Here is a 17,246-nt window from a genome sequence, read left to right as displayed (position 1 = left end):
CTATTGCTGCTGATTAACGCACGCCGCTCAAAACGATTTCGTTATTCATTTTCTGAACCCCGTCCACCAGCCAGGCCTGCATCACAGCCTGATCGACCTGCTCCTGATTATTGGCCATCCCGCTCAGGAATACCTCACCATTCGTAACACGCACGTGCAAGTCCAAATTGCTCAGCTCAGGAATTGCCGATATTCTGGCCACGATATTCGCTGAAATAACATTGTCATCATAACTTGCGCCCGCTTCAGGCGTTGCAACCCAGGATTCATGCACCTTTTCCGAATCCCCGCAACCGGCCACCCCCACAACCAGGACGCAGACACACACTGCAACCAGCGCCCTTACCGTTGAATATTGAAACATTTTTACTCCTCTCCTCTAAAAAATTGACATGCGGCTCGCCCGCAAAAATACCCACAAAAACCATCCAGTTATCACAATCTTCTAACCGGCACACAATCTGATCGACGAGCAAACGATCAAAAACAATCTTGTTGCTGCAAGTAAGATTTCACCAATCCAGACAAGTCATTCGCCAAGCAGTCAAATATCTGCAATGCATGCATGGATCGCAGCCAGGTCAACTGACGCTTTGCCAGCTGCCGCGTAGCATACACGCCCATCTCCCGCATTTTAGCCAAACTGATTTGATTGTCCAAATACATCCATACCTGGCGATAGCCCACACATTTCATAGAGGGCATATCCGCAGCAAGCTGAAATCGGGCACGAATGCCACTGACTTCATCGATCAACCCCCTCTCCAGCATCGCGTTAAAACGCTGCTGAATACGTTGATGCAAAATACCACGGTTGCTGGGCAACAAAGCCACATTGAACACGCGATACGGAAAATCACTGGCCCGACGCTGTGCCAACAACTCCGACATGGGTCTGCCGGTCAGATAGCAGACTTCCAAGGCGCGCTGAATTCTCTGGCTGTCATGGGGCTGAATATGGCTTGCCGTCACCGGATCAAGCTGCTGCAAGATCACATGCATCGCCGGCCAGCCCCGCTCCTGGGCAGTACGCTCCAGCGTGCTGCGCGTGGCTTTGTCAGCAGAGGGCAGATTGGCGAGCCCCTCTCGCAGCGCCTTAAAATAAAGCAGGGTACCGCCCACCAGAAGCGGAACATTTCCCCGCGCGGTAATGTCTATCATTTTTGATAAGGCATCTTGCCTGAACTGCGCGGCGGAATAGCGTTCATCAGGGTCAATCAAGTCGATCAAATGATGCGGGAACGCCGTTTGCGTCGATCGATCCGGCTTCGCGCTACCAATATCCAGATAGCGATAGATCTGCGCTGAGTCGACACTGACGATTTCGACCGGGAAATGACGCGCGATATCTATCGCGACACTTGATTTTCCGCTGGCGGTAGGTCCCATCAAAAAAATGGCAGGCGGATGCGGCATATCAAGACCGTTTACAGAACATAGTTATCAGTTAAAATGGGTAGATTCTGGCAGTTTTTCAAGACCGTTTCCAACATTATCTTGCGCTGACTAGATTTTCTATATACAACCATGCGAACAATTCGCAGCGATCCTGATTCGACTGCAGCTCACTGAGGAGGCAACTTGAAAATATTCGCTATTTTACTCTTGCTAATGATCCTATACAGCCTTGGCTCAGCACTTTATTACATGATCAAGGACAAAGGGGAAAGCACTCGCATGGTCAAATCGTTAACGATACGCATCGTTTTGTCCATGATACTGTTTGGCGGAATGATGCTATCGACCTACATCAATTACATCCACGAGAGCTAGGAGGCTGTCCGAGAATAGCGATCGTATCGAGGGCGAGGCTGGTTGAGTTGGATTTTTCGATCATTTGAGGCGAATAGTCGTTCTATTTAACGAAAAGGATCGTAAAATCCAGCCAATCAGGCTCATCCGCAGTAGATCAGTCTATTCTCGGATAGCCTCCTAGCGGATTTCCCCACCCGGGGATCCGCAACTTGATTTACCGGCTTTTCTCCCTCCCGCTTGAAACATATGAGCGCCATTCTCTGACGATAGTCCGCCAATGGCGCCCGTCACAGCCAGCGATCAGCAGCCCGATACCGTCTCAGGCATGCCATAATGCCCCATAGTACCACTCTGATCACAACCATCGCTGTCAGCCTAGGGCTTGCGCTGATCATGGGGATGATCGCCCATCGCCTTAAATTACCGGTACTCGTTGGCTATCTGGCCGCCGGCATGATCATTGGGCCGGCCACGCCCGGTTTTGACATAGACATGGCACTGTCAAACCAATTGGCAGAAATTGGCGTCATTTTGCTGATGTTCGGCGTCGGACTGCATTTCTCGCTCAATGATCTGCTGGCGGTACGAAAGATAGCCATCCCCGGCGCAATCGCACAAATAGTCGTCGCGACAACCCTGGGCGCAAGTGTCGCCTACGCCTGGGATTGGAGCATTGGCGCCGGCATCGTTTTCGGTCTGGCGCTCTCGGTCGCCAGCACCGTTGTACTGTTACGCGCCCTCGAGCACCGCGGCTTGCTCACATCAATCAATGGAAAAATTGCGATCGGCTGGCTGATAGTCGAAGACATGGTAGTCGTACTGGCCCTGGTGCTGTTACCCGCATTGTCAGGCTGGCTCGCAACCGACACACAGACACCCTCTCCGCATACCCATCTTGATTTATTGTTCGCACTCGGCGCCATACTGGGCAAAGTCTCGGTATTCATTGGCTTCATGCTGGTAATCGGGAAGCGAATGTTTCCATGGCTGCTCTGGTATGTTGCCAGCACCAAGTCTCATGAGCTATTCATCCTGTGTGTGGTGGCGGTTGCGGTCGGAATCGCCTATAGCGCCGCCTTGCTGTTCGATGTCTCTTTAGCACTCGGCGCCTTTTTTTCCGGGATGGTCATGCGCGAATCCCACCTGAGCCATCGCGCAGCACAAGAATCACTGCCCTTGCGAGACGCTTTCTCGGTACTGTTTTTTGTTTCAGTCGGCATGCTGTTCGAACCCAGCATTCTGCTGGAAGCGCCCCTGCAAGTCTTGATTGTGGTCATTATCATCATGTTTGGGAAATCGTTGACGGCGTTGATATTGATCCTTGCTTTTCGATATCCGCTCACTACCGCACTGACTGTTTCAGTCAGCCTGGCCCAAATTGGTGAGCTTTCCTTTATTCTCGCCTCCTTGGGCTATTCGCTCGGTTTACTGCCTGACAAGGGTTATAGCCTGATAATGGCCGGCGCATTCATTACGATCACACTCAATCCGCTGGTATTCCAGACTGCCGAACCCATACGCAACTGGATCCACTCCCGTTCCAGGCTGGCACGGATGGTTGAGCGTCCCAACGACCCACTGGCAGAGCTCCCGCCCGCAATCAGCTCTGAAGCGGTTACTGATCACATTGTGATCGTGGGCTACGGCGCGGTCGGCAAGCGGGTCAGCAGCATGCTGGCACAACGCGGCGCACCAATGGTCATTGTGGATCAAAACCGGGAAACAGTCGAACAACTGCGTCGCCAAGGCATGCATGCCGTAGCCGGAGACGCAGCGAGTCCAGCAGTACTGATTCAGGCACATATTGCGCGTGCCAGCGTCCTGGTCATTACGGCATCGGACCCCATCCGCGTCCGGCAAATGGTCGAAACAAGCCGTATCCTGAATCCTCGCAATGAAGTGCTGATCAGTACCTACAGCGAAGAAGAAGCGTTATTGTTGCAAAAAGAGCCAATCGGCACCGTTTTCCTGGAAGAACAGGAACTTGCTCGAAACATCGTCAATCAAGCATTGAAGAAACTGCACGCCGAGGACAACCCAAGCTAAAAGCAGGCAGAAACATCCCTGCAATCGGCGCCAAATCATCCATAACGGGATTTGATTTATTTGCCCAGCCAGTTTATCTTGATAACCTGCCCTCCCACCAAAACGAGCGTTCATCATGACCAATAAACGCATATCAATCGACCGCGATAGCTTCGATCATTTCATTGACTCTCGCCTAGATGATCTCCTGGGAAAGCCGGACGAGCGCACGGCACAGGACAAGATTCTGGCGTTATTCCAGCGGAGTGCCGCTGAAGTCCCCGCCTACCGGAAATTGCTGGCATCAAAACAGATTGATCCAGCAAATATTACTCACTACCAAGCGTTCAAAACTTTGCCACTCATGACGAAAGCTGGATACATGCAAGCTTATCCCCTGCCGGAGCGCTGTCTGGGCGGCAGCCTGACCGGTGCCGATCGCATAGCAGTTTCTTCCGGCTCTACCGGCCAACCGACTTTCTGGCCCCGGTCCGCTGCCTACGAGCTAGATGTAGCGGTTCGCTTTGAACAAGTCTTTCATGACAGTTTCCATAGTCATGAACGCAGCACGTTAGCGATCATTTGCTTTGCACTTGGCAACTGGGTCGGTGGCCTGTTCACAACCTCCTGCTGTTGGCATCTTGCGCGCAAGGGCTATCCGCTGATGGTAGCGACACCGGGCAATAACAAGGCCGAAATTTTGCGCGTCGTGCGCGAACTATCTCCTTATTTCGAACAAATCACGCTCTTGGGCTACCCGCCTTTTGTCAAAGACGTCATTGACTCGGGCATAGCTGAAGGTATCGCTTGGGCCGACTACAAACCCAAACTGGTATTTGCCGGCGAAGTATTCAGTGAAGAATGGCGGGATCTGGTCGGGCAACGAATTGGCTCGGACATGCCCTGCTTCGACTCGGCTTCTTTGTATGGCACCGCAGATGGCGGCGTACTCGGCAACGAAACCCCTCTAAGCATCGCTATTCGCCGCTGGCTGGCTCAACACCCTGACGCCGCCCGTGCCCTATTTGGCGAATCACGCCTGCCGACGCTGGTGCAGTACGATCCGGCCAGCCGTTTCTTTGAAGAGCATGACAATACCCTGGTGGTATCCGGCGAAAACAGCGTGCCGTTAATTCGGTATCACATCGCGGATAAGGGCGGATTAATCTCTTACCAGGCAATGTGGCGTTTCCTCGAAACACAAGACATACCTGCCTGCACGGCACTGGGTCTACCTGCGGATTTTCAGCCGCGCGAGCTGCCGTTTGTCTATGTATTCGGTCGCGCTGATTTTACTGTTTCCTACTATGGCGCCAATATTTACCCCGAGAACGTGACGGTAGGTCTGGAACAGCCGAATATCACCCCCTGGGTCACCGGCAAATTCGTACTGGAAACCGAGGAGGATGATCACGGCGATAAAATACTGCATATTGCGGTCGAACTGCTGCCAGACATTACCGAGCATCCCGGCATGGCATCGATAATCGCCGACTCCATCCAGCAGCAGCTCCTGCGGTTGAACAGTGAATTTGCCCAATACACGCCCATTGAACGACAAACACCGCGCATCAGTCTGCACGCTTTTGCAGATCCTGAGTATTTCCCTGTCGGCGTAAAACACCGTTACAGCCGCAAATAGCGATACATCCCATACCCGATTATCATTCATCTTTACCGGGCCGCAAAACGCATTCCTGCGATAGCTTGCCATTTGCTACGTTTGACAACTCAAATGACTTTCAGTACATTCATTTCAGATGAAAAATGTCTTTATATTCCCGTACTGATCCCATGAGACTAGTACTCCGTTCCGTCAATTAGCTTACAAATGAAATCGATGGATTCGCCTGCCAGGCTAGGCGCAAACCGCAGTCATAGCCGTAGCTATGGCGAGGATTTGCAACAACGCATGACAGGCGAAGGCGCGATTTCATGTAAGCGGTTTGGCGGAACGGAGTACTAGACAGCACATGCAATTGGATCATGAATCGGCTGCCCATCCCCCGCGACCTTGCCGCGGCAGACGGCTCTTTCTTGCCGGCAGCATAATATTCTTACTCGCAGCAATATCGATCTGGCTCCTGGTCAAATGGATCGAGAGCGATGACGGGCGCCAGTGGCTATTAACCAGCCTGCGAACCCATGGCGTCACTGCCGATTACGGGTCACTCGAGCTTGAACCCTTACATGGTCGGCTCATCATGCACAATCTAGTTGTGCCCATGCCAGCACCGCATCGTCCGGTATCCCCCAATCTGCTCACGCTCTCCCGGATTGAGCTCGATTGGTCATACCGTGCCTTGCTGACAGGCCGCCTGCGTTTCAATCTTGTCAAACTCGATACCGCCGCAATTTATATCGTGCGTGATGCATTGGGGCGCACATCGCTTGATCTGCTGCATGCCGAACCACAACCATCAATCACTGCACGCTCGCAGCTGATCGAGACACTGACGAGCCCGCTCCCACTGGAAATCCACGCCTTCAGCCTGCAGGATTTGTCTTTCAATTATAGCGAACTCGAGCGTGACCAAATGGGCCTGCAGCTGGCCCTATCCGGCCTCGCATTGCATGCAGACGCACATCTCACGCCAGAGGGACCGGTCAGCGCATATCTGGTAGCAACGACGGTTGCAGACTCCAATGAAAGTCACATTCAATTCACTCGGGCTGACCAGACACAGGAATTCATACTGGCGCATACGACACATTTCACCTTGCGCGATGCCGGGACAATCGCCGCAGTTTCACGGATCGATCTTATACAGCACGATTCGTCACCGCCACTTCCCGTACCGCTCCGTTTGCTGGATCTGGACATGGCATTGGAATTCGATAGCCAAGCCACAGCATTGCGCATGCATATCGATAAACTGCACCTGCTCGACGATGCGCTGCAGGGGACATTCGCGCTCATGCTGCCGGACGATAGCGATGCACCCAGATTGGAACATGGCGCCGGCGAACTCAACCTGGCCCCGCTCCAGGCACTGCTACCGCCGGCATTTGCCGACTCCGATATTCAGCAAGGACACTTCACCTATCAACTGACTCCGGCTGAATCCGGCGACGAGATGACGCTCATGATCGCGGCAAGCGATTCTGCAAACTGGATGGCCCTCTCTTCACCCCAGGGCATATTGTCACTGAGTGACAGCAATCCAACCCTCAGCGGCCACCTGTGGCGTGACCGCTATGCGCTGGATCTGGTTCTTCCCGCACACGAAATAGTCGCTCAAATCAACGACATCCAGTTGAACCTGCACAACCCGACATTCCGCCTGCATGCCAGTGACGTGTTTTTCAGACCCAATACTGAAGAACGGCCCGCTGGACAGCTGCATATTGAGATCGAAAGCCGACATGTCAGTGCCCAATCCCCGACACAATTGACAACACTACATGGGCTGCATGGCCAAATCAGCGCCGGGTTTCATGCCACCACCCTTGACTGGGGAACATTCAAGGGCCAGGGCAATATCGACGACATCGGCATTCAGCGTGATGCCGGCCCATATTTGCGTATCGGCTCACTCGCTTTTACAGCCACGAGCGCCATGCCAGATCCCGAATATGTCTCACTGCGCCTGGATGCGCCACTCCACGATCTGGTGCTGCGCATGCCTGAATCCGGGAGTGAAATCACGCTTCGGCAGGCAAGCCTGGGATTGCGCAGCAACCTGTCAAGGTCTGGGCAAATCACGCATGTCTCGGGCGAGCTGCCTTTCACTGGGCTGATAGTGCAAACCGGCCAGCGTCGTGTTCAACTGAATCATGGGCGTAGCAAGTGGACAGTGTCGCAATTGGCGATCAATACCGAAGAACCGTTTGCTTCGACAGCCCATTTCGACGTCAGTCTGGCAGCGGCCAATATCACGGCAGATCTGCATGGAAAACTCGCCAGCCAACGCCTTGATACCAAATTCAAACTGCATGCCCTGTCGATAGCTGAATTTGCCGAATACCTGCCCCAAGTGCCAGTAGCAATCGACCCCGAATCACTTGGCATCGCGCTGACAGGCAAAGCCACGTGGTCTGATCTGACACAGCCGATGCCCGCCATGCAACACAGCGCACAGCTCAAACTGACAGCACTTGCCCTCGAGACCGAGAACGTGCACGCGAAGTTGCCGTTGATCGAAGTCGATTTACAACATCAGCTACGCATGTCCCGACACACAGCCAATCTCCGGGCAACCATACATCCTCCACACAGCGATCAGTTATCCATCCAGGAACCGCTGACGCTCAAGCTCACGGCTTCTGCCCATGGCGACACGCGCAGTGCCCGTTTCAATGCGAACCTCGAGAGTGCGGACGGTCTGGGCATTGCCCTCGACGGCAATGCCACGCTGACTGCCGATGGCTCGCTGGCGCATGCAGTTAACTTGGACGCCACCCGGTTAGGGCTGATTGGGAACCTGTTTCTCGCAGAAAGTCACCCCCTGCGGTCTGTATTCGAATTCGACAATCTGGCATTGCGCGTGCAGTCCCGCGGCAAGCTGGGCCCGCTGCTGGATGCCAAGGGTGCTGTGCGAACCCATTGGCGCGATCACTTGAATGGCAGCCAGCGCCTGGAAGCTGATCTGCGCAATCTACTGTACCATCAGGAGGGATTGATCATCGCCTTACCCAGAACCGGGTTACAGCTGGATGCACAGCTCATGGACGGTGCTCTGCGCGCGCAAGCGACATTCGATACGCCGCAGCTCGAGCTCGAGATGAATGGGCAACGCGCCAGTGTCCGCAACAGCCTGCAGGCAGTGCACCTGGAATCAGATGCACTGCCACCACAAGCGCCGCTACGCATGACACTGGATGGTCAAATCGCAAGTGTAGACCAGACATTCTACCCGCCCTATCCCATCGAAGAAGTCAGTATCAGCGGCCATCTCGCGATCCATCAACTGACAGAACTGACACTTGACGACCTGGTGCTGGTCAATGGCCGTGGAGGCTCACGGCTCGTGCTGCACAAACACCTCGAGCGAGGACGGCGAGACAGGGATGCCGAGACGAATCGCCAGCGCACCGGCGGGACGCGCATCGTCTTGCGTGGTCACTTTGAGCAAGATCTTGCACGCGTCGACGCCCACCCCGAACAGTTGCGCGCCCATGGCAAGATCACCGCGCCCTTCTCGCTGGAATCGGGCGATGGCGCACTGTTCCGGCTACAAGCGGAACTGGCATTGGACGATGTCGCCATTGCTCTGCCGGAAGCGGAAATAGATGCCGCAGGCATACACGGGCGCGTGCTGCTCGAAGAGACTGTCGAATGGTCATCGCCCGGTCCGCTGCGTATCGTGCCGTATACCGCGAGAAACCCTTTCGCCCGGACACGCTTTGAAGACATACAGCCGTTCTTCCCCTCACGCGATCCATTGACTATCGAGCGCCTGCGCTGGCGCGAGCGGGAAGCGGGCCCAGTCTCGGGCATCGCCTATATTGACCGCAACATCATTGCCATCCAGAACCTGAGAATCGAAAAAACACCAGGCATTATCACTGGCGCACTCATACTGGATTATCTGCCCGGTGCCGAAAGCATGCGCTTTCGCGGCAGCGCGACCGGTCTGCGCGGCGGGCGGGATAATTCGCCACTTGATGCCAATGCAGCTTTCGTGCTCACGCCGGCAACCCTTGAAGTCGACGGGCGCGTACACATCATCAGAATCAGCCGCACACACCTGCATGAACTGCTTGATCTGCTCGATCCCTTCCATGAAGATCTCGCGCTCAACAGCTTGCGCAAGAAATTGACCTGGAGCTATCCTCGCAGCGTACGCATTGCGATGGCGCAAGGACTCATGTCGCTGCAGGTCGAACTCGGCGGCCTCGGCGCACTGTTCCAGCTTGGGGAAATTCGCGGCATCCCGCTCGGTCCTTTCATGAATCGGCATGTGGCACCCCTCCTGCACGGCGGAGAGAATTAAGATGAATAACGCACGCATCACCTTCCTGATACTCTGTGCGCTACCTGTCACAGGCTGCATCACCCCACCCGATGTGGTGATGCTCGACCGCAAGACAGTACTCGAAGAACAGGCCAGCGGAGAATTATACGCACTGGAAAACGAATTGCGTGAATTAGTCCTGCTACCGAAAGGCGTGGATTATACCCGTGGACAGCTCGGCGATGCCGGCGCAGATCTCTCGCGAACAAGCTTGAGCGTGATCTCCGAAGTGCACGCCCTGCTGCGCCTGGATTCCGAATTCCTCGATGATTTACTGGTGCGCCGGTGTGTGGGCGAAGCCCGCAGCGGACTGATTGTTGAAACCACCGCCACCTGTGCCGGCCGTACAGCAGCCCGCCGCATCAGCGCTGCGGTCCAGCGTGTCAATCGTACACGGCGCCAGCTCTGGGAATGGATGCACAGCCAGCAGCCGGATCGCAGTCTGGATGAGATTCGCAGCAGCTGGCGCCAACACCATCTGGCGGCCATAGTATGTGGCGGCCAGATCGAAGACGATGACGGCGCCTGGATCGCCAAACAATGCTGAAATACCTCATTGCAGCGCTATCGATGCTGTTTCTGTCAGCGGCATACGCCGATGCGGGCGAGGTGCCGAGCGCATTGCATGCCCGCCGCGGCCTCACTGCCGGGAGTTATGATCATTTCCTCGGCCAGTTGCACCCGGATGGCACAACACTGTTCTTCGCTGGCAATGCGAACAGCACGGTAGAAATCTTTACCCAGGATCTTGTGCGCGGCACACCCAAGCGTCTGTTCGATGAGAGCGCCGATATCAATCAGCCACGCATCAGCCCGGATGGCAAACAAATTCTATATATCTCCTACCGTGAACATGCCGCCGGCGATGTCTGCACCCTCGATCTTGGCACACACGCCCGGCGTTGCCTTGGGCAGAGGAAGGCCCATATCATGCATGTCTTCTGGTTCCCAGACAACGAACATATCGGCATCCTGGGGCGCGAGCGATCCGGCAATGCAAACCAATTATGGAAAATCACGCGCCGCGCGCGCCAGGGTGATACCGGTCAACTGCTATTCACCGGCAACATGCTGGCACCTGCCATTTCACCCGATGGCCGCTGGCTGGCATACATCCCTTTTGCACGCAGCGGCCGGGACATGAATATAGCGGGCGACATCGTGCGCGCCGAGCCTGGCCTCATGCTGCTGGCGCTCGATGATCCTTCCTCGGCTCCTGTCCATTTCATCCCCGACCTGCCCGGCACATCGGGCTTCCCGGCGTTTTCACTCGATGGCACTTACTTGTATTTTACGCAGTACCTCAACGACTCGAATTTTGACGGCACCATCGACGGCAATGACAATGGGGTATTGTTTCGCATACCGTTCACTGCCGTCGCCCAACAGGCAGACACACGCCAGGCCGAACAACTCACCAGCGGCCGCTATAATTGCCAGTATCCGGCGCCTGCCCATGATCGGCTGATTGCGACCTGTGCACGCGCCGGCTATTTGCAAATCTATTCCCTGCCGCTGACCGGTCTGGTACCGGAACAATGGCACGCGCAACGCAAGCGCAGCGAACTGGCGGTGAGCCGTGATGCCTGGGAACAATTGATCATACTCGCCAGCCTGCTGGCTGAGACACGAGATCGCGCACAGCGTGTCCGTCTGGAGCAACGGATGGTCATGACTCATATGGCGCTGCATGAATATGAATCGGCAGAACAGTACCTGCGCTACCTGCGGCGCGATGCCCCAACCGGTTCCGTTATTTCTGTGTGGGGCGAGATAATGGCCGAATTCATCGCCTTCCGGCGTGCAGAGCAGCGCCTCGGTCACGGCAAGCTTACCGAAGACTTCATCACTACCCAGCAGGCACGCCTGGCACGGCTGGAAGATTTCAGCCGTGCCGAAAATGTCTCGATTCAGCATCTGGCCGTGATTGTGCGCACTGAAATCCTGTTTGTGCTCGGCGACAGAGGCCGCGCTCTCGCGCTATTTGATTCAATCGATATCATCAATGAAACCTCGGCACTGGTCGTACGGCCCTGGGCGCGCCTGGCCGAGACCCTGTTGCATGACCTCGAAGATCGTGGACGCTGGGCTGCCGCCCATTTAACATTATCATCGCACGCGGCGCTTTCCGAGCGCGAGCAACTTGCTTTTGCGCGCCGTTATGTCGATGTACTGATCCGTGGCCGCAGCCTCGATGAGCGCGTACCGTTACTGCATGCCGCGCGCGCAAGCGTGGCCGGACATACTGCAGCCGAGCTAATGCTTGAAGTAGAACTCGCACTCGATACCATTCGGCATGCCGACCACCAAACCCGATATTCCACACTGAGCGATTTGTGGGCACGCTGGACGTCTTTCGAAAGCCATCGCGCGGTGGCCATGGCAATCATCAGCCGGGCAGCCCGTGAAGACTGGGAAATTCTGCTGGTCGAGTTTGCCCAACACTGGCTGGAAAATATTCCAGCCATGCATCCCGAACGCAAATACGCTGAAGCGCTGTTTGCCGAGGTCATGCTCGAGCGTGCTTACGTCGAGACCCAGCGCGGACACCTAGAGGCCGCCCGCGAGCACTTCCGGGAGATTGCCCTGGCAGTTAACGCACTCGAAGCGCATACCGGCTACCTCGAAACTTCATTACAGCTGAATATACCGGCCCAGACGCTGATTGCAGAATATCGCACCGGCCGGATGGTCTCAAAGGAGACAGCCATCAACGCTTTCAGCGAAGCCTATGTAATGGCTCGCAATCTGCCGCAAATCGAAGACGCCGGCCAGCATGCGCGGGTGATCGAACGTGCCCGGACGCTGCTCGCACCCGTGATCGAGGCCTTTCCTCGCAGCACCGAGGTGCATCATCTTTATGCCTACCTGGCACATCGGCATTATCATCGCACCCATGACAAATCGGCAGCCATGCTGGCGCATATGCGTTATCACCTGGCCCTCGATCTGGCTGTGGACAACCCGCGCCGGCGAGCCAGCCTGCTCACCGAGCTTGGCCTACTGCAAGCCTCACTGGGCAATCACCGCATCGCACTCACCCATTTCACCGAACGTGAACGCTTGCCCTTTCTCGATCCGGCTGATGAACTGGCATTACGCCTGGCCAAAGGCCGCAGCCTGTTTCACCTGGCCGCCTATCAGGAAGCCAAAGCCGAACTGGCATTGACCGTGCCACTGACCAAACCGGGTTCGGGTCTGGAGCGTTTCGCCGCGATCAATCTCGAGCGAGCAGCACTCTATCATTATGCCGCGGGCGCACATAAGCCTGCCGCAGCACTCTATCAGGATCTGCTGACCGTTATCGGAAGTGCCTCACTGGCCGCTCGCCTCAAGGCACACATCGGACTGGGGGCATCGCTTCTGGCTGCCAGCCAGGCAGAAGCAGCATTGGAGCCACTCGAAGCAGCGCTAGCTTTGCTTGATAGCGATGAGCCGTTCAGACAGACCAAGCCGGACACATCTGCGGACACCCATCTCGACCGCGAAGCATTCCGTCCGCTGGTAACCGGGCTACTGGCACAGAGTTATCGTGCACGCGGAGATCTCACCCGCAGCCGGGAAATGTTGCTGCAACGGCATGGTTTCTATCAGGCACGCATACGCCGGCTGAACCTCGATGCCGATCTCCTGGAAATCGCCCATATTGGCCAGCAATTGACCGAAATCGCATGGCAGCTGGGCGACAAAACCGCTGCCACCACTTATCTCATCGATGCGCTTGCACACGCCGACAAATGGCGCAAGCGCACCAACACCCAAATCGAGGCCGTTACCCTGGCCCTGGTCCGTGCGGCCGCCGAACTACACCTATTCGGCGCGGTTCCACGCTCGGCTTTCAAATTCGATCTCGTCGCCCGGCTACAGCAAAGCTATGAAGCGATCACGCTACGCCCCAATCCACGCTGGGCGAACGAGCGTTATCTCTTCCCGGTCTATCTGACGCTGCTACAAGATGATTAAAGTAACCTGGCAGAGAATCTTTTTTTAACACGGCAAAAGGGTCCGGCAAAGCCTACCAAATTACCGATGAGATCAATCATCCGCAAGCACCCCCACCATCTAAAAATCAAGAATCGTTTTAGTTATCTTCAGCCATTTCCAGGAGGATAACTGATGGCATCACCGGAACAACAGGTACTCCATATCCAAGCGTGGCAGGCCAGTGGTTTGTCACAAGCGGCATATTGCCGTGAGAATGGATTGAATGCCAAGACATTTGGAAACTGGATGCGGACTTACCGGAATACGCACAAGCGGCATCAACCGACTTCGCTGATACCGGTGACGATCAAGGCCCGCACATCGGCGGCAGGCTCCTTGAGACTCCGTTGCCCAGGTCAGCACGTATTGGAACTACCGGCAGAGGTATCGCCGCAATGGCTGGGAGAATTGTTGAAATGTCTGAATTGATTACCCATACTAGGAGGCTGTCCGAGAATAGCGATCGTAGCGAGGGCGAGGCTGGTTGAGTTGGATTTTTCGATCATTTGAGGCGAATAGTCGTTCTATTTAACGAAAAGGATTGTAAAATCCAGCCAATCAGGCTCGTCCGCAATAGATCAGTCTATTCTCGGACAGCCTCCTAGGCAAATCTGGATGGTGGCTGACCCGGTGGATATGCGTCAGGGTATTGATGGTTTATCGCTGCTGGTACAGCAGACATTGGGCCATTCTCCTTGTGCGGGCTCGGCTTTTGTATTTTGCAATCGTGCCGGCCGCCAGCCATTGTCAGAACACCCGCTGCGGCGGCCTGCAGTCTATCTCGGCAATTTTGGAAAACCAGGCTAATGGGTGACCCCTTTGATTTGCTGTTATTTCTTGCGTAGCACCTTACGGCCCCCTTCTTGCTGCTTTGTCTGCGGCTCCGAAGGAGCCGTCAGACTGCTTATGATGGCATTATTACGCGGCTGTCTCAAATTTGATTCGCAACCCTAGCGCTTTTGCAATTTTTGCTACAGTCGCGAAGGTGGGGTTGCCTTCTTCAGAAAGAGCCTTATACAGTCCCTCTCTGGAAAGACCAGCCTCCCTGGCAAGCTGGCTCATATTCTTGGCACGTGCAATGACTCCAAGCGCATGTACGATATAGGCCGGATCATCGCCCCCCTCTTCCAGAACAGCTTCCAGATATGCCTGGATATCTTCATCAGTTTTCAGATACTCAGCCGAATCCCAGCGACTTAGCTTAACGGTCATTTCTACACCTCCAGTTGTTGGGCCAATTCTTTGGCTTTCGCGATGTCCTTACTCTGGGAGTTTTTATCACCCCCTATTAGAAGTATGACCACAACTGAAGAGCGTCTGGTGAAGTAGATCCTATATCCTGGCCCATAGAACAGGCGCAGCTCGTTAACTCCGTCTCCAACCGACTCAACATTGCCGAAATGGCCCTGCTCTAATCGGTCAATTCGAGCCTGGATTCGTGCCTTTGCTTGGCGGTCTCAAAGCCTCTTGAACCACCGGGCGAATTCTTCAGTCTTGTAGACTTCCAACATATGCCAACTCTAGTTCACAATACCAGATATGTCAACCACGGTTAACACTGTTCACAAATCACCAGTTTGCCCACTAACGCTTTGCACAAGTGGCCGGAAAAGCCGCTAGGCTTTGGAGGTCCCGGTCCAGAAAGGTCGATGCTTGATGCATCCGGGTTAGAGCGCAATTTATCGGCGGCTTTCCGGTGCTTGTTATTCAACTCCTTGAGGAATTGTTGTTCCGTGTTATTCATGCTGTTTTTTTCTTGCAATAGCGCCTTGCGCAGCAAAACTCTGTACCAATGTCATATTTCCTATGTGTCAGGATAAGGCGAAGTAAAATCAGCCTATTTTACTCCACCCCTGCCCTGTGACTTTCATCATGTCAGAAATCGGCGCTGATTCCGGCGTTCACTTCACTATAAGACAGTGAGCTGAGCTGTGTGGTGATTCGGGTTAAATAATCAGGATTTATGTTGGTATACTAGACCTGACCCCTTGTTTATTTCCTTTGTCAAAAAACCCTAGTTTTTCTGCAAACCACCGAGGAAGATATGATGAATAAAATGCGGACCCTATACCACAGCTGGAATATTGTCGATGGTGGACCAGCATAACTAACCCATGGCGCCACCACCGGCTGATCAACCGGCTTCAAACCATCTTGCTTGTACTGGTACTGTTTGGAATTTCTACCCTGGCTGGCAATCTCCTATTCGGTGAGGCCGGCCTGTGGGTAGCGCTAGCTGTAAGCCTGTTCGCGCTGATCGTCGAACCTGTCGCCACCTCGGTGCTTACGCTGAGGATGTATCGTGCTCGGCCGATTCATCCTGCCGAAGCCCCGGACCTGTGGGCACTGATATATGAGCTTGCACGTCGAGCCAAATTGGAGTCAATACCCAAACTACACTATATACCCAGCACAATGATCAATGCTTTTGCAACTGGTTCACGACGTCACTCAGCGATAGCGCTCACCGATGGTTTGTTGCACACTCTCACGCCACGAGAACTCGTCGGTGTCATCGCACATGAAATCGCGCACATCGCCAATGGAGATCTTCGCGTCATGAGCCTGGCCGATTATGTGAGCCGGCTGACCAGTCTGATGGCACTGGTCGCTAAAATTTCCATCCTGCTTTCCCTGCCATGGCTGCTTTCCGGCCAACTCAACATCAACTGGTGGGGATTGCTGTTACTGGTGATTTCACCTCAGCTAGCCTTGCTGGCCCAACTGGGCCTGTCCCGGGTGCGTGAGTTAGATGCCGACCATACGGCCGCCGAACTCACTGGAGATCCGCGAGGGCTGGCCTCGGCGCTCGCCCGCCTCGAACAAATCAATCGATCGTGGCTCGCATGGCTGTTACCAGGCTGGGGAAACCCAGAGCCCTCATGGCTGCGTACCCATCCTCCTACCGGAGAGCGCATTACCAGACTGCTCGCACTTGAAACATCCGCCCATACTCCGATACCAAACACTGGAAGCCAATTCAGCCCCACTTCTAAGCCAATACGCCGACCACCACGCTGGCATCCAGGTGGGTTCTGGCGTTAATCCATTTTCAGAAGCCGTCAAACTCACCACGCGATCACATCTTGCCACCACCTCTCGATCAATGGAAAATCACACCCACGCACACGGGGTCGCGTCCGCACACGAGGTCGCGTCTAACATCCAACATCAATCCCGGCTATTTTGTTCGAATCGCCGCACAGCTCGGCTCACTGTCATATAGTGAACGCCGAAATGAACGCCAATTTCCGACATGGTGTAGGCGCCGGATAGATAGGCCCGCGCCATTGCCTCAATTCTGTCCGAATGACGTTGCTCATACTCAGCAAGGGGCAGGGCGACGGATCTTCGATGGGCTTTGGAGACTTCGCGGAGCGCCTCCGGTTTCTTGTCCTGCCGGAATTGCTCGACGAAAGCATCATCGCCCAACAGCAATTGATGCCGGGTCTGATCTAGCGGACTGGGCAGCCCTTTGCCTTCCATGATAAATCGACGGCAGGACTCAATCGCGCACTGGCGTTG

Annotated in this window: 13 protein-coding genes and 2 pseudogenes; 9 read left to right on the top strand and 6 right to left on the bottom strand. The window is 54.8% G+C overall.

Translation table 11 applies throughout. From position 1 onward, the window contains the following. Positions 1-13: 13 nt before the first annotated feature. Both ABTW62_RS04015 and miaA read right to left on the bottom strand, forming a co-directional pair. A complete protein-coding gene (locus ABTW62_RS04015) occupies positions 14-364 on the bottom strand; it encodes a BON domain-containing protein (RefSeq protein ID WP_430903296.1) in 351 nt (116 codons plus the stop codon). A gap of 116 nt (positions 365-480) precedes the next feature. Further along, positions 481-1,416 (bottom strand): tRNA (adenosine(37)-N6)-dimethylallyltransferase MiaA, encoded by a 936-nt coding sequence (gene miaA, locus ABTW62_RS04010; RefSeq protein WP_430903295.1) that lies wholly within the window; start codon positions 1,414-1,416, stop codon positions 481-483. Between the two features lie 165 nt (positions 1,417-1,581). On the opposite strand from miaA, the gene ABTW62_RS04005 reads away from it, so the two are divergent. The 8 genes from ABTW62_RS04005 (at position 1,582) to tnpB (ending at position 14,528) form a co-directional block, all read left to right on the top strand. Further along, a complete protein-coding gene (locus ABTW62_RS04005) occupies positions 1,582-1,773 on the top strand; it encodes a twin transmembrane helix small protein (protein WP_090413425.1) in 192 nt (63 codons plus the stop codon). Positions 1,774-2,088: 315 nt separating this feature from the next. Then, positions 2,089-3,801, top strand: a complete 1,713-nt coding sequence (locus ABTW62_RS04000) for a cation:proton antiporter (RefSeq protein WP_430903294.1) — start codon at positions 2,089-2,091, stop codon at positions 3,799-3,801. A gap of 115 nt (positions 3,802-3,916) precedes the next feature. Continuing rightward, complete coding sequence (locus ABTW62_RS03995; protein WP_430903293.1) at positions 3,917-5,422, top strand: phenylacetate--CoA ligase family protein; 1,506 nt, start codon at positions 3,917-3,919, stop codon at positions 5,420-5,422. A gap of 331 nt (positions 5,423-5,753) precedes the next feature. Next, positions 5,754-9,716, top strand: a complete 3,963-nt coding sequence (locus tag ABTW62_RS03990; protein ID WP_430903292.1) for a hypothetical protein — start codon at positions 5,754-5,756, stop codon at positions 9,714-9,716. A gap of 1 nt (position 9,717) precedes the next feature. Further along, positions 9,718-10,284, top strand: a complete 567-nt coding sequence (locus ABTW62_RS03985) for a hypothetical protein (protein ID WP_430903291.1) — start codon at positions 9,718-9,720, stop codon at positions 10,282-10,284. After that, complete coding sequence (locus tag ABTW62_RS03980; protein WP_430903290.1) at positions 10,278-13,700, top strand: hypothetical protein; 3,423 nt, start codon at positions 10,278-10,280, stop codon at positions 13,698-13,700. The genes ABTW62_RS03985 and ABTW62_RS03980 overlap by 7 nt, the downstream gene beginning before the upstream one ends. Before the next feature lie 153 nt (positions 13,701-13,853). Then, on the top strand, positions 13,854-14,150 hold the full coding sequence (gene tnpA, locus ABTW62_RS03975; protein WP_430903289.1) for an IS66 family insertion sequence element accessory protein TnpA: 297 nt from the start codon (positions 13,854-13,856) through the stop codon (positions 14,148-14,150). 186 nt (positions 14,151-14,336) lie between these two features. Further along, on the top strand, positions 14,337-14,528 hold the full coding sequence (gene tnpB, locus ABTW62_RS03970; RefSeq protein WP_430903288.1) for an IS66 family insertion sequence element accessory protein TnpB: 192 nt from the start codon (positions 14,337-14,339) through the stop codon (positions 14,526-14,528). Positions 14,529-14,639: 111 nt separating this feature from the next. Here tnpB and ABTW62_RS03965 read toward each other — a convergent pair whose 3' ends face one another. The 3 genes and pseudogenes from ABTW62_RS03965 to ABTW62_RS03955 all read right to left on the bottom strand — a co-directional run bounded on the left by ABTW62_RS03965 (position 14,640) and on the right by ABTW62_RS03955 (position 15,465). Continuing rightward, entirely contained in the window at positions 14,640-14,933 is a 294-nt protein-coding gene (locus tag ABTW62_RS03965) for an addiction module antidote protein (RefSeq protein ID WP_430903287.1), read from the bottom strand. Positions 14,934-14,935: 2 nt separating this feature from the next. After that, positions 14,936-15,166, bottom strand: a pseudogene (locus ABTW62_RS03960) (type II toxin-antitoxin system RelE/ParE family toxin); the annotation flags it as partial. Between the two features lie 107 nt (positions 15,167-15,273). Next, entirely contained in the window at positions 15,274-15,465 is a 192-nt protein-coding gene (locus tag ABTW62_RS03955) for a hypothetical protein (protein ID WP_430903286.1), read from the bottom strand. A gap of 410 nt (positions 15,466-15,875) precedes the next feature. Here ABTW62_RS03955 and ABTW62_RS03950 point away from each other — a divergent pair, with 410 nt between their 5' ends. Continuing rightward, complete coding sequence (locus ABTW62_RS03950; protein ID WP_430903285.1) at positions 15,876-16,766, top strand: zinc metalloprotease HtpX; 891 nt, start codon at positions 15,876-15,878, stop codon at positions 16,764-16,766. A gap of 126 nt (positions 16,767-16,892) precedes the next feature. Here the strand turns inward: ABTW62_RS03950 and ABTW62_RS03945 are convergent. Beyond that, positions 16,893-17,246 (bottom strand): annotated as a pseudogene (locus tag ABTW62_RS03945) (addiction module toxin RelE); the annotation flags it as partial.

It is taken from the genome of Nitrosomonas sp. ANs5, assembly GCF_050584665.1.
Taxonomy (GTDB): Bacteria; Pseudomonadota; Gammaproteobacteria; order Burkholderiales; family Nitrosomonadaceae; genus Nitrosomonas.
This window is presented reverse-complemented; position numbering and strand designations above follow the sequence as displayed.